Source organism: Fontimonas sp. SYSU GA230001, assembly GCF_040066175.1.
Classification (GTDB): Bacteria; Pseudomonadota; Gammaproteobacteria; order Nevskiales; family Nevskiaceae; genus Solimonas.
This window is the reverse complement of sequence record NZ_JBEAAM010000023.1, coordinates 1-19,104: the sequence shown is the minus strand read 5'-3', so window position 1 is coordinate 19,104 and position 19,104 is coordinate 1. Positions and strand designations below refer to the sequence as shown.

18 protein-coding genes are annotated in these 19,104 nt (G+C 67.7%); 8 read left to right on the top strand and 10 right to left on the bottom strand.

Translation table 11 applies throughout. The features are described from left to right. Positions 1 to 79: 79 nt before the first annotated feature. Positions 80 to 1,102 carry a 2Fe-2S iron-sulfur cluster-binding protein gene (locus AAG565_RS12235; RefSeq protein WP_348819880.1) on the bottom strand — a complete coding sequence of 341 codons (1,023 nt, stop codon included), beginning with the start codon at positions 1,100 to 1,102 and terminating at the stop codon, positions 80 to 82. Between the two features lie 10 nt (positions 1,103 to 1,112). On the opposite strand from AAG565_RS12235, the gene AAG565_RS12230 reads away from it, so the two are divergent. Further along, positions 1,113 to 1,988, top strand: coding sequence for an NAD-dependent epimerase/dehydratase family protein (locus tag AAG565_RS12230; RefSeq protein WP_348819879.1), 876 nt, complete (start codon positions 1,113 to 1,115; stop codon positions 1,986 to 1,988). 75 nt (positions 1,989 to 2,063) lie between these two features. Next, positions 2,064 to 2,465, top strand: coding sequence for a large-conductance mechanosensitive channel protein MscL (gene mscL, locus AAG565_RS12225; protein WP_348819878.1), 402 nt, complete (start codon positions 2,064 to 2,066; stop codon positions 2,463 to 2,465). Here mscL and AAG565_RS12220 read toward each other — a convergent pair. After that, entirely contained in the window at positions 2,452 to 3,993 is a 1,542-nt protein-coding gene (locus AAG565_RS12220; protein WP_348819877.1) for a DUF3336 domain-containing protein, read from the bottom strand. The genes mscL and AAG565_RS12220 overlap by 14 nt on opposite strands. A gap of 100 nt (positions 3,994 to 4,093) precedes the next feature. Here AAG565_RS12220 and AAG565_RS12215 point away from each other — a divergent pair, with 100 nt between their 5' ends. Next, a complete protein-coding gene (locus AAG565_RS12215) occupies positions 4,094 to 4,585 on the top strand; it encodes a DUF456 domain-containing protein (protein WP_348819876.1) in 492 nt (163 codons plus the stop codon). Between the two features lie 6 nt (positions 4,586 to 4,591). Here the strand turns inward: AAG565_RS12215 and AAG565_RS12210 are convergent, their stop codons facing one another. Then, on the bottom strand, positions 4,592 to 6,466 hold the full coding sequence (locus AAG565_RS12210) for a LysM peptidoglycan-binding domain-containing protein (protein ID WP_348819875.1): 1,875 nt from the start codon (positions 6,464 to 6,466) through the stop codon (positions 4,592 to 4,594). Between the two features lie 148 nt (positions 6,467 to 6,614). On the opposite strand from AAG565_RS12210, the gene pip reads away from it, so the two are divergent. Continuing rightward, entirely contained in the window at positions 6,615 to 7,562 is a 948-nt protein-coding gene (gene pip / locus AAG565_RS12205; protein WP_348819874.1) for a prolyl aminopeptidase, read from the top strand. A gap of 10 nt (positions 7,563 to 7,572) precedes the next feature. Here the strand turns inward: pip and AAG565_RS12200 are convergent, their stop codons facing one another. From AAG565_RS12200 to AAG565_RS12180, 5 genes are all read right to left on the bottom strand, one after another. After that, positions 7,573 to 9,630: a prolyl oligopeptidase family serine peptidase gene (locus AAG565_RS12200; RefSeq protein WP_348819873.1), complete on the bottom strand. Its 2,058-nt coding sequence runs from the start codon at positions 9,628 to 9,630 to the stop codon at positions 7,573 to 7,575. Positions 9,631 to 9,697: 67 nt separating this feature from the next. Continuing rightward, positions 9,698 to 11,218, bottom strand: coding sequence for a DHA2 family efflux MFS transporter permease subunit (locus AAG565_RS12195; protein WP_348819872.1), 1,521 nt, complete (start codon positions 11,216 to 11,218; stop codon positions 9,698 to 9,700). 14 nt (positions 11,219 to 11,232) lie between these two features. After that, on the bottom strand, positions 11,233 to 12,330 hold the full coding sequence (locus AAG565_RS12190; RefSeq protein WP_348819871.1) for an HlyD family secretion protein: 1,098 nt from the start codon (positions 12,328 to 12,330) through the stop codon (positions 11,233 to 11,235). Between the two features lie 4 nt (positions 12,331 to 12,334). Continuing rightward, positions 12,335 to 12,805 carry a MarR family transcriptional regulator gene (locus AAG565_RS12185; protein ID WP_348819870.1) on the bottom strand — a complete coding sequence of 157 codons (471 nt, stop codon included), beginning with the start codon at positions 12,803 to 12,805 and terminating at the stop codon, positions 12,335 to 12,337. A 49-nt stretch (positions 12,806 to 12,854) separates the two neighbouring features. Then, entirely contained in the window at positions 12,855 to 13,325 is a 471-nt protein-coding gene (locus AAG565_RS12180) for an Lrp/AsnC family transcriptional regulator (protein WP_348819869.1), read from the bottom strand. 133 nt (positions 13,326 to 13,458) lie between these two features. On the opposite strand from AAG565_RS12180, the gene phhA reads away from it, so the two are divergent. From phhA to AAG565_RS12165, 3 genes are all read left to right on the top strand, one after another. Further along, positions 13,459 to 14,316, top strand: coding sequence for a phenylalanine 4-monooxygenase (gene phhA, locus AAG565_RS12175; RefSeq protein ID WP_348819868.1), 858 nt, complete (start codon positions 13,459 to 13,461; stop codon positions 14,314 to 14,316). 139 nt (positions 14,317 to 14,455) lie between these two features. Further along, entirely contained in the window at positions 14,456 to 15,535 is a 1,080-nt protein-coding gene (gene hppD / locus AAG565_RS12170; protein ID WP_348819867.1) for a 4-hydroxyphenylpyruvate dioxygenase, read from the top strand. A gap of 4 nt (positions 15,536 to 15,539) precedes the next feature. Next, on the top strand, positions 15,540 to 16,676 hold the full coding sequence (locus tag AAG565_RS12165) for a homogentisate 1,2-dioxygenase (protein ID WP_348819866.1): 1,137 nt from the start codon (positions 15,540 to 15,542) through the stop codon (positions 16,674 to 16,676). A gap of 220 nt (positions 16,677 to 16,896) precedes the next feature. On the opposite strand, the gene AAG565_RS12160 is transcribed toward AAG565_RS12165, so the two are convergent. Next, complete coding sequence (locus tag AAG565_RS12160; RefSeq protein WP_348819865.1) at positions 16,897 to 17,694, bottom strand: DNRLRE domain-containing protein; 798 nt, start codon at positions 17,692 to 17,694, stop codon at positions 16,897 to 16,899. Positions 17,695 to 17,726: 32 nt separating this feature from the next. After that, on the bottom strand, positions 17,727 to 18,833 hold the full coding sequence (locus AAG565_RS12155) for a hypothetical protein (RefSeq protein ID WP_348819864.1): 1,107 nt from the start codon (positions 18,831 to 18,833) through the stop codon (positions 17,727 to 17,729). Positions 18,834 to 19,027: 194 nt separating this feature from the next. On the opposite strand from AAG565_RS12155, the gene AAG565_RS12150 reads away from it, so the two are divergent. Beyond that, a partial coding sequence (locus tag AAG565_RS12150) for a hypothetical protein (protein WP_348819923.1) occupies positions 19,028 to 19,104 on the top strand: 77 nt, incomplete at its 3' end.

Sequence of the window (19,104 nt, the reverse complement as noted above, 5' to 3'; positions counted from 1 at the left end):
GAGCCCGGCCCGGCCATCCATGGCCGGGCGTTCGCCGCGGCCGACGATGCCATTCAAGGCATCGTCGAAGCGCCGCCGCTCACCCCAGGCTCGGCCAGGTCTCGAAGGCGTAGTCGAACGAGTCGTAGAACAGGTGGTCGGCATCGACGCCGGCCTTGAGGAAGGCATCCTTGCCGGCGCGCACCATGACCGGCGGGCCGGACAGATAGGCCTCGAAACCGCGCAGGTCGGGATGTTCGCGCAGCACCGCTTCGTGCACCAGACCGGACGCGCCGGTCCAGCCGGCGTCGGCTGCGGACAGCACCGGGGTGTAACGGAACCCGGCATGGGCCGCCGCCCACTGCCGCAGACGTGCGTCGAGATACAGGTCGCGCTGCGCGCGCACGCCCCAGAACAGGTGCAGCGGACGTGCGAACGCCGGGCGCGCAAAGATGTCCTGCAGCATCGCGTGGATCGGCGCGATGCCGGTGCCGCCGGCCATCATCAGCACGGGTCGCGACGAATCTTCATGCAGGTAGAACGCGCCGAGCGGGCCTTCGAAGCGCAGGATCGCGCGCTCCGGCATCTCGTGCGCGGCCCACTGCGCGAACTTGCCGCCGGGCGTGACGCGGATGTGCAGTTCGAGCGTGTCGGTGCCCGGCGCACAGGCGATCGAGAAACTGCGCCGCTTGCCGTCGTCGAGCAGCAGGTCGATGTACTGACCGGGCATGTAGCGGAAGCCGCTGTCGCGGGGCAGCTTGAGCGTCAGGCCGAGCACGTCGTGCGCGAGCCACTGCCGCGACTGCACGCGGCATGGCAGTTTGCGTGGCCGCATCGATTCGAGTTCGGCCGGCTGGTGCAGGTCGATGACCAGGTCGCTGGTCGGCCGCGCCAGGCACATCAGGATGTAGCCGGCGTCGATCTCCGCGGCCGACAGCGCCGGCGGCGGGAACGGATACTCGACACGGCCGCGCAGCACGCGCACCCGGCAGGATGCACAGCCGCCGGACTGGCAGCCGAAGGGCAGGGCCAGATGGCTGCGCAACCCGGCCTGGAGCACGGTTTCGCCTGCTTCGACCTCGAAGCTCTGCGGGCGTCCCTCCAGATACACTCGTCGGTTCATGAACGCATGCTTGGAAACGTCGATCGGGACGCCGTCCCGCGCGCTGATCGCCGGCTGCGGCGACATCGGCCTGCGCGTCGCACGCCGGCTCGCGGGATCGGGCGGCGAGGTTACGGCAATCCTGCGCGACCCGCAAAAGGCTGCGGCGCTGGAATCCGCCGGCGCGCGGGTGCGGATCGACGATCTCGATACGCCGCGCGACGCCGGGGACTGGCCGTGGCTGTTCTGGTTCGCGCCGCCGCCGGCCACGGGGGTCGCGGACACGCGCTTGCGCGCATGGCTGGCCGCGCAGCGCGGCCGCATCGGGCGCCTGATCTATGTCTCGACCTCCGGCGTGTACGGCGACTGTGGCGGACGCTGGATCGACGAGGACGAGCCGCTCAAGCCGCAGACCGACCGTGCGCGCCGTCGCGCCGACGCCGAAGCGGCGCTGACGCAGTGGAGCGCGACGACCGGCAGCGCGGTCGTCGTGCTGCGCGTGCCGGGCATCTACGGGCCGGGCCGCCTGCCGGTCGAGCGCCTGCGGCAGGGACTGCCAGTGCTGTGCGACGCAGAGGCGCCGTACAGCAATCGCATCCACGCCGACGACCTCGCCGAGGCGGCCGTGCGCGCCGCGGCGCGCGGCCGCGCCGGTGCGGCCTACAACCTCAGCGACGGCCAGCCGACGACGATGGCCGACTACTTCCGCCGCTGCGCGCAGCTGCTCGGCCTGCCGCCGCCACCGACCGTGCACCTCGACGAGGCGCGGCGTCGCTTCACGCCGGCGATGTGGTCGTTCGTGGAGGAGTCCAAGCGGCTGCGCATCGACCGCGCGCGGCGCGAACTGGGCTATGCGCCACGTCACCCGGACCTCGAACGCGGCCTGCCGTCCTGTCTGCCCCGCTGAGCGCCGGCGCTGGCGATCGGGTGCGCGTCCGGCTCACAATCGGTCCTCCAAGGACCACCGACCGGGAGTGAATCGATGGGCATGCTTCAGGAATTTCGCGCATTCGCGATGCGTGGCAACGTCATCGATCTCGCCGTCGGCGTGATCATCGGCGGGGCCTTCGGCAAGATCGTGTCCTCGCTGGTCGCGGACGTGGTGATGCCGCTGGTCGGCCTGCTCGTCGGCGGCGTCAACTTTTCCCATCTGGCGATCACGCTCAAGGACGCGGCGGGCGACCATCCCGCGGTGCTGCTCAGCTACGGCAAGTTCATCCAGGCCAGCGTCGATTTCGTCATCATCGCCTTCGCGATCTTCATCGCGATCAAGGCGATCAACCAGCTGAAGAAGAAGGAAGAGGCCGCGCCTGCCCCGGCGCCGGCGCCGAGCGCCGAGGAGAAGCTGCTGACCGAGATCCGCGACCTGCTCAAGAAGAGCTAGCAGGTTCTCTCGCTTGGATCCCGGGGCCATGGACGGCCCCGGCCTGCGCTGGACGCACGAGCGGCCGTGTCGGCTTGCGCCGCGGCTGCTGCAGCAGTTCGTGTTCGCGCGCCTTGAGCAGGCGCAGGCAGTTCTCGAAGGTGCGCGAGATGCGCGTCTGGTTGCGGATGCGCTCGATCTTCGGCCAGGTCGCGCGCTCGCCGGAGCGCACGTAGCGCTGGATGTCCTCGGGCGCGGGATTGGTGAAAGTGCGGAACACGCGGCGCGGCGTGCTGCGCGGGTAGATGTTGATGTCGCCGGAGTAACGCTGGCGCACGATGTTGTCGATCTTGCCGATCACGCGGCCACCGGCATAGGGGTCGAGGTGCTTGCGCGCCAGCCGCAGCGCACCGCTGCCGCCGTGCTTGACGAGTTCCGCCGCCAGCGGTGCGAGCCCGCGGCTGCCGCTCTGTTCGCGGTCGATCTGCGCCATGAACGGCACGATGTGCGGATTGGTCTGGCTGACGATGTAGTGGTTGACGTTGTGCAGGCGCGCCAGCCGCAGCATCGGCAGGTCGGAAGACAGGCTGCCGTCGATCCAGCGCTTGCCCGGCATGTAGGGCACGACGGCGCCTTCGTAGTTGCGCGCCTCCAGCATCACCGGCGGAAACACGCCGGGCACCGCGCAGGACGCCAGCACGGCGCGGCGCATCAGCACGTGCGGCGCGGTCAGGTAATTCAGCAGGCGGCCCTGCTGGTGCGGCTCCGACGGCGACACGGTGACACTGACGATGCGCTTGGTGCGGTCGAAGGCCTCGACGAAACTGTATTCGCCGATGTTGCTGGCCAGGCAGCGGTCGAGCTGGGCGCCGTCCATCACGGCACCGCCCCGGAGCGCCTCGCGCAGGCCCAGGGACTGGAAGGCTTCGAGGTCGAGACCCCCCGGCTGGAAGATCGCCGAGATCTCGTCGTCGAGGCGCGTGCCGACGGTGGCCGCGATGATCGAGCCGGCCGAGGAGCCGGACAGCACGCGCGGCAGCAGGTCCTGCTCGTGCAGCGCCTTGATGACGCCGAGGTGGAACATGCCCAGCGTGCCGCCGCCCGACAGCATCAGCGCCGAGCGGCCGAAGGCCGTCGCCGTGCGCTTGAAGAACTGGATCTTGTCCTCGAAGGAGAAGTCCGGGAAATCGCCGGCGCAGAGGAAATCGAGACAGCGCGCGACCTCGCCGATGTAATCCTCGATCAGCTTCTTGGTGCCGACGCGGGCGACGGCGTACAGGCCCGGGTTGGACATGTTGCCGAGGTTGCCGTGCAGTCCCTCGTACAGGTCGAAGGCGAGCTGGCGCGCGTCGCCGGCCTGCCGCAGGCGGCGCAGCTCGGCCAGGCGTTCCTTGATCAGCAGGTAGTCGAAATCCTCGCTGGTGTCGTCGAGCTTCCAGGCATCGGCGCCTTCCAGCTGGTCCAGTTCCAGCGCGATTTCGCGCCAGGACCGATAATCGGCGGCGTGGTCGAGATCCTTGAGGCGCTGGGCGAGCAGCCGGCGGGTCATGCGGGGCGGGATCCTCATCGGGACCGAGTGTAAGCGATTTTGTGCAGTGCAGAATCCGCCGGTCCGGTGGCCGGACGGGCGGCGCGGAGTGAGGCGACGGATGGACCCTGTGGTGCTGGTGCTGCTGTGGCTGCTGGTCGTCGCTCTGGTCGGCGTCGGCCTGGCCGGCGTCGTCGTGCCGGCGCTGCCGGGCGTGCCGATGATCTTCATCGGCCTGTGGCTGGCGGCGTGGATCGACGACTACACGCGCGTCGGCGCAGTGACGCTGGTGGCGCTGGGCCTCATCGTCGTGCTGGCGATCGTGGTCGATTTCGTTGCGTCGGCACTCGGCGCGCGGCGCGTCGGTGCCAGTCCGCAGGCGCTGTGGGGGGCGGTGCTCGGCAGCCTGGTCGGCGTGTTCTTCGGTCTGCCCGGCATCGTGCTCGGGCCCTTCGCCGGCGCGGTGCTCGGCGAGCTGTCGGCGCGCCGCAGCCTGGGTCAGGCGGCCAACGTCGGCATCGCGACCTGGATGGGCCTGCTCTTCGGCGCGATCGCCAAGCTGGCGCTGTCGCTGACGATGATCGGCATCTTCCTGTTCGCGTACTTCGTCTGACGGCGGTCAGCCGTCGCGCGGCACGCGCAGCGTCTGTCCGACCTTGATCAGGGTCGATCCGTCGAGGTCGTTGGCTGAGCGCAGATCGGCGACGCTGACGCCGTAGCGGCGCGCGATCGATTCGAGGGTCTGGCCCTTGCTGACCGTGTGCTGGCGGTACCCGCTCCGGGCCGGAGTGCCGCGCTGCGGAATCGTCAGCTGCTGGCCGACGCGGATCTTCTCCGACGATTCGAGACGGTTGACACGGCTCAGTTCGGCGACGCTGACGCCGTAGCGACGCGCGATCGCGGCGAGCGTGTCGCCCTGGCCGACGACATGGGTCGAGCCATCGGCCTCGCGCTGCGCGGCGGCGGCCTGCGTGCGCGTCAGCGACGGCGTCGATTCGCCGACCGCGACACTGATCGGACCGGGCCGCGTCTCCTCGCGCGGCGGGATCTTCAGCACCTGGCCGACACGCAGCGCCGAGCCGCGGATGCCGTTGGCGCGGCGGATGGCGTCGATGCTGACGCGATACTGCTTGGCGATGCCGCCGAGCGTCTGTCCCTTGTCCACCTTGTGCAGCAGGTAGAAGACACGCTGCCGGTCGAAGCGTTCGTGCGCGCCGAGCTTGGCGTAGGCGAGATCGAAGGCGCGCGCCGAACCGGCCGGCACGCGGATCAGGTGGCCGGGCGGAACATAGAGCCGGCCGTCGATCACTTCCGGGCGGTAGGCCGGATTGAGGCGGCGGAAGTCCTCGTCGCGGGCGCCGCACAGCCGGCGCAGCGTCTCGTAGGGGACGTAGTGCCGGGTTTCGACGATCTCGAACTCGATCGGGTCGTGGCCGTCGCGGTTCTCGCGCTCGCGCCACTTGCGCTCGACGTCCAGCGCGGCGAGGAACTCGGCGTAGTAGTTCTTGCCGGCGAAGCCGAAGCGCGGGTTGTCGTAGCGGTCGATCAGGTCGATCAGGTTCTTGCCGTTGGTCGCCTTCAGGCCGCGGGCGATGCCGTTGCGGCCGTGGTTGTACGCGGTCAGCGCCAGCGGCCAGTCGCCGAGCATCTGGTAGTCGTCGCGCAGGTGCCGCGCGGCGGCGTCGGTCGAGGTCCACGGATCGCGACGGTCATCGACGATCTCGTCGAGGCGCATGTAGATGCGCGCCGACGACGGAATGAACTGCCAGACGCCGGCGGCGCCGGACTTGGAATAGGCATCGAGATTGAAACTGGACTCGACGATCGGCAGGCGCGTCAGCTGCTGCGGCAGGCCGTAGTTCGAGAAGATGCGCTCCATGTACGGCAGGTAGCCGTCCGAAACCCGCAGTGCCTTCTCGGTGCGCTCCTTGATGCCGCGCTGCGTGCGGACCGTGTCGCGCATGCGCAGGAACTTGTCGTCGCCGGCGACGTCGGCGTACAGGTCGAAGATGCGCCGTTCCTCGGCGCTCATCTGCTGCGGTGCCGCGCGCTTGGCGTGCACCGCGCGGATCAGCTTCTCGAACTCGTCGCGCGCGTCCTGTTCGGCCTTCTTCCGGTAGTTGGCGAGCTGGATCTCCGACATGACCGTCGCCTGGCCGCGGAAGTCGAGCACGCGCAGGACCTTGTGCGGATATTCGGTCGAATGCACCACGCTCTGCAGTTCGGAGTATTCGGAGAACACGCGCGACCAGAACTTCACCGCCGGTGCGAGGCGCTCGTAACGCGGGAACAGCAGGTCGTCGCGCATCGCCTGCGCACCGCCGGGCAGCGTCGGGAACGGCACCGACGACAGTTCCGCTGCCTGCGGGTCGGGTACGGAGATCAGCTGCGGCGTCGCTTCGTCGGCGGTGTTCTGCGCCTGCGCGTCGAGCGCGGCGAGGATGGCCAAGGGGATCAGCAGGAGGTGGAAACTGCGGGACGCGACGACACTCACTGCATCTATTCCATCCGGGACCGGCGTGCGGCGTGGCTGCAGAAGATGTTAGGTGCAGCGCGCAGCAGCGGCAACGGTTTGATCGATTTGTGCGCAGCGCGGACCGCCGGGCGGTAAGCTAGCCGTCTGCCCGACCAAGACGACCACGATGGCGCAACCGTATCCGGCGATCGAACCCTACCGCACGTACCGGCTGCGCGTGTCGGAACTGCACGAGCTGCACATCGAGGAGTGCGGCAATCCCGACGGCGCGCCGGTCGTCTTCGTGCACGGCGGGCCCGGCGGCGGCACCGAACCCTGGCAGCGCCAGTTCTTCGATCCGCAGAGCTACCGCATCGTGCTGTTCGACCAGCGCGGCTGCGGCAAGTCCACGCCGCACGCCGAGCTGCGCGACAACACGACCTGGGACCTCGTCGCCGACATGGAGAAGATCCGCGAGCTGCTCGGCATCGACCGCTGGGTCGTGTTCGGCGGCTCGTGGGGCTCGACGCTGGCGCTGGCCTACGCGGTCACCCATCCGCGCCGCTGCAAGGCGCTGGTGCTGCGCGGCATCTTCCTGCTGCGCGAGGCCGAGATCCGCTGGTTCTACCAGGAAGGCGCGAGCTGGATTTTTCCCGACGCCTGGGAGGGCTATGTCAAGCCGATCCCGGAAGCCGAGCGCGGCGACTTCGTCAAGGCCTACTACAAGCGCCTGACCAGCCCCGATCCGGCGGTGCGGCGCGAGGCGGCGAAAGCCTGGAGCGTCTGGGAAGGCGTCACCAGCAAGCTGTTCCCGAGCAGCGAGATGGCGGCGCGTTTCGGCGAGGACCATTTCGCCGAGGCCTTCGCGCGCATCGAGTGCCATTACTTCATCAACAAGGGTTTCTTCGACCGCGACGACTACCTGCTCGCGCACGTGCACAAGATCCGGCAGATTCCCGGCGTGATCGTGCAGGGCCGCTACGACGTCGTCTGCCCGATGAAGTCGGCCTGGGATCTGCACCGCGCCTGGCCGGAGGCCGAGCTCGTCGTCGTGCCCGACGCCGGCCACGCCGCCAGCGAACCCGGCATCCTGTCCAGGCTGATCGAAGCGACGGATCGCTACCGCACGCTCTGAGCGTGCGGCATCAGAAACTGCCCTGGTGCGCGCCGGCGCCCGGCAGGTTCAGCACGCGGCCGTCGGAGAGCTTCAGCGTGGTCGGTCCGTCCACCATGAGCTCGTACTGCACCGGCGCCGACGTCAGGCAGGTGCCCGTGGTGTCGATCGTCAGCGTGGCGACATTGCCCAGGCTGCCGCCGAGATGGTTGGCCGGTACGATCGCCGTGCCCGTGGATGCGGTGCGTCCGGTGGACACCCAGGTCAGCGCCGCCGGGCCGACGCCGGCGTCCTGGGTCGATGTGAACGTCGGATCGCTGCCACCGCAGCCGCGGCTCATCAGATCGACGTCGATGTAGCCCGCGCCGCGGCCGCGGATCGCCGACACCCAGTACGCGCGGTCGTGCGTGATGCCGTACTCGGGATAGTCCAGCGACGCATCGGTGCGGTAGGTGACCCGCGCCGGATGGTGCACGCGTGCGCGTCCGGACGAGTACGCCGCTTCCTTGGCCCAGTCGTCGAGCACGGCGAAGGTCAGGTGCTCGGCCAGCGGATGGAAGAAGAATTCATGGACGACCCCGTCCGCGTTGGCGAAAGCCTGTTGCAGCGCCAGCGCGGTCGTCACTGTGACCAGTTCGTCCTCGCCGCCATACAGGTTGGCGGTCGGCACGTGACGCAGGTTGCCGATGAAGTCGATGACGTTGCCGATCGCGCCGACGCTGCTGCCCTGGTCGCCGGTCTGCGGCGGAATCGGATTGCCGGGGATCGGTGTGTTGAAGATGTCGCCGGTGAAGCCGACCCAGTTCACCGCGCCGGCGAAGCGGTCCGGGTACAGCGCGGCCATGCGCAGCGTGCCGTAGCCGCCCATCGAATAGCCGCCGGCATACACCTGGTCCGGATCGACGTCGTAGTGGTCGAGCACGTCCTGCCAGGCGTCGAGGTTGTCGCGCTCGGCGATGTCGGAGTTGAAGCCGACCGGACCCCGGCCGAGCGGCACCAGCAGGATGCGGTTGAGGTCCTCGCCGAACTGCCGCTGCATGCCCGGGGCGTTGATCAGGCTGGCGTGGTTGGCGTTGCAGCCGTGCATGACGAACTGCAGGCCGTGCGGGCCGTCCTTGGCCGGCAGGTACAGGCCGTAGGGCTGGTACTTGCCGAGGAAATGGAAGTACTGCTCGCAGGGATTGCCGGTGTCGCCGTGGCGGCCCGGCACGCCATCGACGCTGATGCCCTCGCCGGGCGGCAGCGTGTACGCCGAGGTATAGACGCGCTGATGCAGGCCGGGCGGAATCGTGTCGAGCACCGTGCGCCGCTGCACCAGATCATCGACGCGGACGGTGGCGCCGAATTCGGAGATGTCACCGGCGGCCAGAGCAGCCGCCTGCCGGTCCTCCCACCAGGTCCCGCCGGTCAGACCGTCCGTGGTGTTGGCGGCGACCAGCGCCTTGGCCTCCTCCTGCGTGCCGCGGAAGGCGACGTTCATCACCGTGCCGTCGGCCTGTGCGACCACCGCCTGCACGCGCCAGGTCGTCCCGGCCGGCCGCGGGAAGCTGCCGCTGATCCGGTTGGTCGCCGGATCGGCCTGGTCGAGGACGTGGATCTCGTCCCAGCCGGAACTGCGGATGCCCAGGCCGGGCCAGTCGCCGCCGCCGGTCGCGGTGTCGTCGTCGGTGTCCAGCGCGACGGCGACGCGCGTGGAATCGGCGGTGTACAGGGTGTTCAGCTCGGCGCGCACCCGGACCGTGCTGCCGTCCAGCCACAGTTCCAGCGTGACCAGATCGGCGGTGTTCTCCTGGCCGGCCGGATAGGTGGCGTCGCCGGCCACCGGCGAGAGCAGGCCGATCGGTGAGTTGTAGATCGGGCTGGTGTCGGCGCCGTGGTCGTCATAGACGTAGTCGCGGTAGGTCAGCACGCCGGCGCAGATCTCGGTCGTGCCGCCGATCCAGGACTGGCTGCTGCAGTTGCTGCGGTTCGAGAACGGCGTGTCCGGCGTGCCACCGGCGGGGCGGTTCGCGCCGGAACAGGCGGCGAGCAGGCCGACGGCCAGCAGGGCGACCGATGGACGCGCGCGGCGCGGCAGGATCTTGGACATGGCTCTCCACCCCGTATCGTTGTGCGGCGGAGTGTGCCGCTTTTGGGCGGCCGCGGGAATCCCGCGTTCAGTCCATCGCGCCCAGCGCGGATGACGGCACCGCGGTCCGCCGCGGCAGGCGGAACAGCAGCAGCAGCGGCAGGGCCAGCAGCACGACCAGCGCGATCGCGCGGAAGTCGGCGATCAGCGCGAGCATCGCCGCCTGCCGCTGGACCTCGGCCTCGATCAGCGCCAGCCCGGCACTCGACGCGAGCCCCCCGTCGGCGTTGACGTATTGCGCCATCGCCGGATTGAACACGTTGACGTGCTCGACCAGCGCGGCGTGTGCCGCCTGCGTGCTGCGGCTCAGGTAGGCCACGCACAGGGCGAGGCCGATGCTGCTGCCGATGTTGCGCACCAGGCTGAACAGCGCGGTCGCGTCGGCACGGTCGCGGGGTTCCAGCGTCGCGAAACTCAGCGTGCTCAGCGACACGAACATCATCCCCAGGCCGATGCCCTGCAGCACGCCGGAACCGATGATGTCCCGCATCGTCACGTCGAGGCTGAAGCCGGACATCCACAGCAGCGACGCCGCGGAACAGAACAGCCCGGCGACGATGGTCACGCGCGGATCGAGGCGGTGCAGCAGACGCCCGCAGACCAGCATCGCCAGCATCGTGCCGACGCCGCGCGGCGCCATGACCAGACCGATCAGCACGACCGGATAGCCCTTGAGATTCTGCAGGAACGGTGGCAGCAGCGCGGAGGTCGCGAGCATCACGACGCCGACGACGCCGATCATCAGCAGGCCGGCGACGAAGCCGCGGTCGCGGAACAGCCGTGGCGGCAGGAACGGTCGCGGCGCGGTCAGCGTGTGGGCGACGAACAGGTACAGGCCCAGCACCGCGAGCACCGCCTCGACGACGATCTCCGTCGAGCCGAACCAGTCCTGGGTCTCGCCGCGGTCGAGCATCAGCTGCAGGCTGCCGATCGCCAGGCTGAGGAACACGAACCCGGTCACGTCGAGGCGCGCCGCGCGCTGCGGCGCGGTCGCCGGCAGCGCCGCCGTCAGCGCCGCGGCGGCAAACAGGCCGATCGGCAGGTTGATGTAGAACACCCAGCGCCAGTCGTAGTGCTCGGTGAGCCAGCCGCCGAGCGTCGGGCCGAGAATCGGGCCGATCATCACGCCCATGCCCCACAGCGCCATCGCCGGGCCGTGGCGCTCCGGCGGATAGCTGTCGAGCAGCACGGTCTGCGACAGCGGCACCAGCGCGGCGCCGAACAGGCCCTGGAGGATGCGGAACGCGACGATCTCGTTCAGCGAGCCGGCCAGGCCGCACAGAATCGACGCGAGCGTGAATCCGAGCACCGCGGTGACGAACACCTGCTTGCGGCCGAAGCGCAGCGCCAGCCAGCCGGTCGGCGCGGTGGCGATCGCCGCGGCGACGATGTACGAGGTCAGCACCCACGCGATCTGGTCCTGCGACGCCGACAGTGCGCCCTGCATGTGCGGCAGCGCGACGTTGGCGATCGTCGTATCCAGCGTCTGCATGACCGTCGCGGCCATCACCGCGATCGTCACCAGCGCGCGCGACGGGGCGCGTGTCATCGTGGCGCCTGAGCTCAGCGCGTGCCGGCCTGGGCGTCGTTGAGGCCCAGCGTGCGCAGCGCCAGCAGCGCGCGCGGCGCGTGGCCGGTATCGACGCGGATCACCGCGCTCATCCCGGCCCGCAGTGGCGGCTCGTCGCCTTCGTGCCGCAGCTGCACGCGCACCGGGATGCGCTGCACGACCTTGACCCAGTTGCCGCTGGCGTTCTGCGGCGGCAGCAGCGAGAACTCGGCGCCGGTGGCCTGGCCGATGCTGGCGACGGTGCCCTGCCAGACATGCCCGGGATAGGCGTCGATGGCGACACGCACCGGCTGGCCGGCGCGCACGCGCTCCAGCTCGGATTCCTTGAAGTTGGCCTCGACCCAGGACTCGTCATCGGCGACCAGTGCGAGCAGCGGCAAGCCCGGCATCGCGTAGGTGCCCGGTTCCGGGACCTTGCTGGCGACACCGTCGATCGGTGCGCGCACCGTCGTGCGTTCGAGATCGAGCTGTGCCTTGTCCAGTGCCGCTTGCGCCGCGAGCCAGGCCGGATGCCGCTCGGTCGGCGCATCGGCGTCGCCGTTGAGGTTCGCGGTCGCCTGGTCGAGATCGTGCTCCAGCTCCGCCACGCGGTTGTGCGCGACTTCGTAGTCGTGGTGCGCCGCGTCCAGCGCCGAACGCGCGACCACGCGCTGGCGGAACAGTTCTTCGACGCGCCGCTGCTGCGTGCGCTGGTAGTCCAGATCGCTGCGCGCGCGCGAGAGCGCGGCGGCTTTCTGGCCGTAGGCGGCACGCAGCGACTCGATGTGGATGCGCGTCTGCAGCAGGTTCGCCTGCGCCTGCGCGACGGCGACCTCGAACGGGCGGCGGTCGAGCTGCAGCAGCGGCGTGCCGCGGCTCACCGGCTGATTCTCGGCGACGAGCACCTGCGCGACCGCTCCGGCGAGTTCGGCACTGACGTTGACCTTGTTCGACTTGACGTAGGCATCGTCGGTCGAGACATAGCGGCCGCCGAACAGCCAGAGGCCGGCAGCGATCAGCGCGACGGTGGCGGGGCCGGCGATCAGCAGCGGCCTGCGCCAGCGCGGCGGCAGCAGCGATCGGTCGGCGGGAGCAGGGGATTCTTCGCTCATGGCATCACTCGTGGGACATCGCGGCCTGCGCGTCGGCATCCGCGGAAGAAAGATTGTTCTTGACGCGCGCGAGCAGCTGCTCGAACTGGCGGCGCTCGCCCTCACTGAGACCGCGCAGCGCCCGTTCACGGGTCTGCGCGGCGAGGCGGGCCAGCTCGGCCAGCACCGGCTCGGTGGATTCGGTCAGGTGCACGCACTGCGCGCGGCGGTCGGTCGCATGCGCTGTGCGGCGGATCCAGCCGGCCTTCTCCATGCGGTCGAGCAGCTGGGTGACGGTGACCGGATGCACCTCGAGGCGCTCGGCCAGCGCCGCCTGCGTCAGGCCGGGCTCGCGGTGCAGCTGCGCGATCGCGCTCCATTGCGCCTGCGTCAGGCCCAGATGCTGTGCGCGCCGCCTGAAGTCCTGGCGGATCAGGCGGCCGACGTCGAGCACCAGCGAGCCGATCGTGACCGGGGGAAGGCGGGTCTTGGACATGATGATAGTGTACTAATCATAAGTACACTAATCAAATGCGTGCCGGTTGTCAGTCGTCCAGCGTGATGCCCTGGTCCTTCTTGACCGCTTCGAGCACGAGGCTGGAGCGCACGTCCTTCACGCCGGGCAGGCCGATCAGCACTTTCATCGAGAACTCGGCGAAGGCCTGCAGATCCGGCACCGAGACCTGCAGCAGGAAATCGAGGTCGCCGGTCATCACATAGCAGGCGCGCACCTCCGGCCGGCGGCGGATCGCCTCCTCGAAGGCCAGCGTGACGTCGCGCGACTGGCGCTCGATCGACACGCGCACGAAGGCCTCGACCTGCCGGCCCAGTGCGACCGGGCTGAGCACCGCCGCATAGCGCTCGATCACGCCGGAGTCCTCCAGCCTGCGCACGCGGCGCTGGCAGGCGGTGGGCGACAGCGCGACGCGTCCGGCCAGCTCGACGATCGGCAGGCGCCCGTCGCGCTGCAGCTCACGGAGGATGCGCCGGTCGGTGCGGTCGAGATCGGTGTGCATGAAATCACTAAAAAATGTTGTATTGACGCAGAATAGCACCACAAAGCGACGTTATCAGGTGTGAATGTGCAGTCATCCGGCGCCCGTCCGGCGCTAAAGTACACGCACGCATGGCCACGGAACGGAGGAGACCATGTACGGCGCCAACACCGACAGCGAGCTGCGCGGCGACTATTCGCGTGCCCGCAGTGATTTCACCGTCGAGCAGTCCTGGCACGCCTACAGTGAGGCCGACCACGCGCTGTGGCGGCACCTGTACGCGCGCCAGTCGCAGCTGGTGCCGCAGTACGCCTGCCGCGAGTTCGCCGACGGACTGGCCCGTACCGACTGCGCCGATGCCGTCCCCGATCTCGCGCGCGTCAGCACGGCGCTGCAGCGCGCCAGCGGCTGGTCGCTGGTTGCGGTGCCGGGCTTCATCCCGGACGAGCAGTTCTTCCGCCACATCGCCGCGCGCCGCTTCCCGGTGACGGTGTGGCTGCGCACGCCCGAGGAGTTCGACTACCTCGTCGAGCCGGACATCTTCCACGACTTCTTCGGCCACGTGCCGATGCTGTTCGACCGCCGGTTCGCCGACTTCGTGCAGCGCTACGGCGAGCAGGGGCTGAAGGCACTGGACGCCGGTGCGCTGCCGATGGCGGCGCGGCTGTACTGGTACACAGTCGAGTTCGGCCTGATCGACGCCGGTGACGGCCTGCGCGCCTACGGCGCCGGCATCCTGTCCTCGGGCGGCGAGACGCCATACTCGGTGGAGAGCGCGGAGCCGCTGCGTGTGCGCTTCGACATGGCGCGCTGCATGCGCACGCGCTACAGGATCGACGCCTACCAGAAGACCTATTTCGTGATCCGCTCGTTCGACGAGCTCGCCGACGCGATGGCGCAGCCGCTGGCGCCGCTGATCGAACGCCTGCGCGCCGAGCCGGAACTGGAGCCCGACCGGCTGTATCCGGGCGACGTGCCGGTGGCGCCGCGCGCCGCGCGGCTCGCCGCCTAGATCCCTGTGATCGTCATGCCCGCACGGGCGGGCCTCCAGTACCGCCGGCGCGCGGCTGGATTTCCGCCTTCGCGGGAATGACGTGAAGCGCAAGTCAGACTAAAGTCCCCGTACGCATCGGGGCGGAGAACCATTCGCCATGAGCAAGACCCAGACGCTCAACCCGCTCGGCACCGACGGCTTCGAGTTCGTCGAATTCACTGCGCCGAGCGCCGCCGGCATCGCGCAGCTGCACGCGCTGTTCGAGATGATGGGCTTCACCGCGGTCGCCCGGCACCGCAGCAAGGACGTCACGCTCTACCGCCAGGGCGACATCAACTTCCTGGTCAACGGCACGCCGTACACGCACTTCGAGCAGTTCGCCAAGGCACATGGTCCGAGTGCCTGTGCGATGGGCTGGCGCGTCAAGGATGCAGTCTCGGCCTACGCGCATGCGGTCGCACAGGGCGCGGTGCCGTTCGACACCAGGCCCGGCCTGATGGAGCTGCGCCTGCCGGCGGTCTATGGCATCGGTTCGAGCGTGCTCTACCTGGTCGATCGCTACGGTCCGCAACAGTCGATCTACGACGTGGACTTCCGCTTCTTCGACGGCGTCGAGCGCCATCCCGTCGGCGTCGGCCTGCGCGAGATCGACCATCTGACGCACAACGTCGAGCGCGGCAACATGGACACCTGGGCCGGGTTCTACGAGCGCATCGGCAACTTCCGCCAGATCCGCTACTTCGACATCGAAGGCAAGCTCACCGGCCTGGTGTCGCGGGCGATGACCTCGCCCTGCGGCAAGATCCGCATCCCGATCAACGAGTCGGCCGACGACAAGAGCCAGATCGAGGAATTCCTGCGTCAGTACCGCGGCGAGGGCATCCAGCACATCGCGCTGTCCACGAACGACATCTACAAGACCGTCGAGGCGCTGCGCGCGCGCGGCGTGCAGTTCATGGACACGCCGGACACGTACTACGACAAGGTCGATCAGCGCGTGCCCGGCCACGGCGAGCCGCTGGCGCGGCTGCGCGAGCTGCGCATCCTGATCGACGGCGCGCCGGTCGAAGGCATCCTGCTGCAGATCTTCACCAGCACCGTGATCGGCCCGATCTTCTTCGAGATCATCCAGCGCAAGGGCAACGAAGGCTTCGGCGAAGGCAACTTCAAGGCGTTGTTCGAGTCGATCGAGGACGACCAGATCAAGCGCGGCGTGCTCAAGACCGAAACGGCATGACGCCATGAAAAAGTGGATCTACCGCCCGATCGTCGAAGGCCTGGCTTCGCGTCAGGCGCACGCCGATCTGCCCGCGGGCAGCGTCGAGCGCGAGCTGGGCAAGGAAGGCTTCTTCGGCCCGGCGACGCACATGATCCATCCGCGGCCGCCGACCGGCTGGACGCGCTGGGAGGGTCCGCTGCGCCCGCGCGCCTTCGACCTCAACAAGCTCGGCGCGACCGGGCCGTCGCCGTGGGACGCGCACGCGGTACTGCACAACGCCCACGTCCGTCTGCGCCACTGGGTCTGTCCGCGGTCGATGGACGAGCTGGCGCGCAACGCCGACGGCGACGAGCTGCTGTTCCTGCACGCCGGCAGCGCCGAGTTGTATTGCGACTACGGCCACCTGAGCCTCGTCGCCGGCGATTACCTCGTGCTGCCGCGCGGCACGATGTGGCGCATCGAGTGCGCGCAGCCTTCGACCTGGCTGCTGATCGAGGCGACGAACTCCAGCTATCAGTTGCCGGACAAGGGTCTGGTCGGCGAACACGCGATCTTCGATCCGGCGCTGTTCGACTATCCGCGCATCGACGAGGACTTCAAGGCGCAGCAGCAGGGCGCCAGCGCCGCGCGCGACTGGCAGGTGCGGATCAAGCGTTCGAACCAGCTGTCGACGGTGACCTATCCCTACAATCCGCTTGACGCGCTCGGCTGGCACGGCACGCTGATGCCGGTGCGCATCAACGTGCGCGACATTCGTCCGCTGATGTCGCACCGCTACCACCTGCCGCCGTCGGCGCACACAACCTTCGTCGCGAATCGTTTCGTCGTCTGTACCTTCGCGCCACGGCCCTTCGAGACCGATCCGGGCGCGCTCAAGGTGCCGTTCTTCCACAACAACGACGACTACGACGAGGTGCTGTTCTATCACGCCGGCGACTTCTTCTCGCGCGACAACATCCGTCCCGGCATGCTGACGCTGCACCCCTGCGGCTTCACCCACGGTCCGCATCCGAAGGCGCTGCAGAACATGCTCGTGCAGAACAAGCCGGCGACCGACGAGTACGCGGTGATGATCGACACGCGCGACGCGCTCGACACCGGCGAGATCGCGACGGCGATTGAGTGGACCGGCTATCACCAGTCCTGGACAGGCGGCTAGATAGCAGCCTATGGCGGCCATTCTCCGCAGCATCACGTTTGGGAATAGAACGCCGCAGAAGTTCCACGCTCGGCGACGCAGCATCCTTCAGTCTGTTTCCCCTCGGCGTTGGCCTCGCCTTACTCGCCGGCGCCGTGTTCGCGCTGATAGAACAGATCGCCGCGAGAGCAATGCGGCGCTGAGCTTGAGCCTGCTTCGCCGTCAGCTAGCAGCACACAACTCAACCCCGGCTATAGGTTAGCTCGAGAACCGGGCGCATCGACGGATCCACGCTGTTCGAGCTGTAGAAACCACGCAGCGCATAGGACCCGGTATCAGGAGAAAGAAGAATCCAGCCGAAGTTTTCTTCCGGGCTGTTGACCCACGACTGGACCGTCGTATTCATGTTTCCATCGCCGCCCGAGTTCTCCAGGCAGACCCTCCCCGCAGTTTCCGTAACCTGCTGAACAGAATCAGCGTCAACCGCAAAATCGCCGCCCGGAGTCTCCCAACTTTCCCATGCTCCGGTTCCCGTGTGAAACCAAGTGACGTCCCCGCTCGACGCCATCACCCCGCTGCGCTCATTCCCCGACGCTGCGGTCGGACCTTCGTTCCACGCCTTGACTATCCGGTGCAGTTCGATGGAGATGGTTGCCTCCAGCGCCTGAGACACTGAAAAGCAGAGCCTGCTTCCCGCGATTAGCGCACCCTCCGGCAATGCCTGATCAACTGAAAAATGGATCACCGTCCGCCGTGTCGGGTCGCTTGGTCTTGCGCTAACGAGCAGTTGTTGCCCCTGGCCGTTGGCCACATCGCCCGTCTCATATATGACCGCATCTGCATCGGCCTGCACATCAACACGCTCAAAGCGGTCGCCCAATGGTGGCGATGGAGTTGGCGTGTTGCTCCCAGCGCCGCCGGAACTGTTGCAGGCCTGCAAGGGGCATAGGCCTGCAACAGCCATGATGAGGATCAACATACGCTGCCGGCCAAGGTGAGTGGCAGTATTGCGATTCATATTGAGATCTTCCAGCGACATCGGCGCGCTCGCACTGAACTGGACTGCACACCTCAATCCGTGTCGGCCTCCCAGTAGCTGTTGGGAACAGTCGCGCGAAAGGAATAAGCTCCGCTGGTCCAGCAGTCTCCGTATGGGCCCAGTTGGGACGTATCCGAGGTTGTGAGGTTGCTCCAAGAGTTCGTGCCACGGTCGTACCACTGAATGGCCTTGCTTCGAATGTTCGGGAATCTAGGACAGATAACCGCCTGCTCCGGGTTATCCATGATCCCGTAGGACTCCCACATGGTCCAACCGTTTTCGTAAGGTCCAGCTCCGCAGACCGGGGTAGTTTTTTCTTCCCATCGACCAAGTTGGAAATTGTAGAGCACACCAATCCAGCAATCTTGGCCGTTCTGATAGACCTCGTGAAAGAATGTCAGTTCGCCGTCATAAATGCGGACGTATCGATCTGTCCATCTCGTGTCGATGAACTCAAAAACCTGCCAACCCTGTTCTTCACAGTGGTCCCAGAAACCGTGAGCGTGAACTGTTTCGGGAAATCCTTCGTACCGATAGTGCACTGTGGTTGCCTCGACACAAGAGCCGCGCGGCATGTCTGTCGGGGCGTAGATGACCGCACCAATAGCTTCATTCGGAATTGAAAAATCGAGCTGAGCATCATTCCCGGCGAATAGCCCAGCGCCCTTTCGCACCCAGAATCCTCTATCTCCCGATCCCGGGAGAAACGTGGGTGTTGGAGTTAACGCAAGCGGAAGCGGGTTTGCGGCCAGCTTCGTGATCGCACGGGGCGGATACGGCAGGGGCGCCGATAGATCGTCAACAGCGTTTGAGGATTGTCGCTCCACCATCGGCGCGACATACAGGTCGCCGTGCTTCGTCGGGTTATATGGCTCCGGCGGTAGCGTGATCGGTTGGTCCACCGGAACAGGCTCCCCCATAGTCAAATACTGAGGCGATTCAGCCGCGCTGACGATTATGCTCGTGAATAGATATGCAATCAGCAGCGCACCTGGCGACAGGTATCTTGTCAAAGGCATTGGACTTCCCTCCAAAAATAAGCTGATCTGATCTTCGGAGCGGGCTTCCCCAAGCTCGGCCTGATACTGTGTGCGAAGTGCCTTACAGGCAATTGGCCATTCGGCCATATTGCGCAACACATTGAACTTGTGCTAAGCGGACAGTCGGGGCTGCCCTTCCGGCCATGCCTTCGATGCTTCTGCGCCATGTGCCGCGCCCACCGCCGCGACTGGTGCTGTAGGCAAGCGGCTGACCAAGAGCAGCGCCTCAAGCGCAAAAACACCTAAGGGGAGTTCCGGTAGCCGAGCGCGGCCGAAACGCCGAAAATCGGCGCATGAAACTCGCCACGCTCAAGGACGGCACCCGCGACGGGCGCCTGGTCGTCGTCTCGCGCGATCTGGCGCGCTGCAT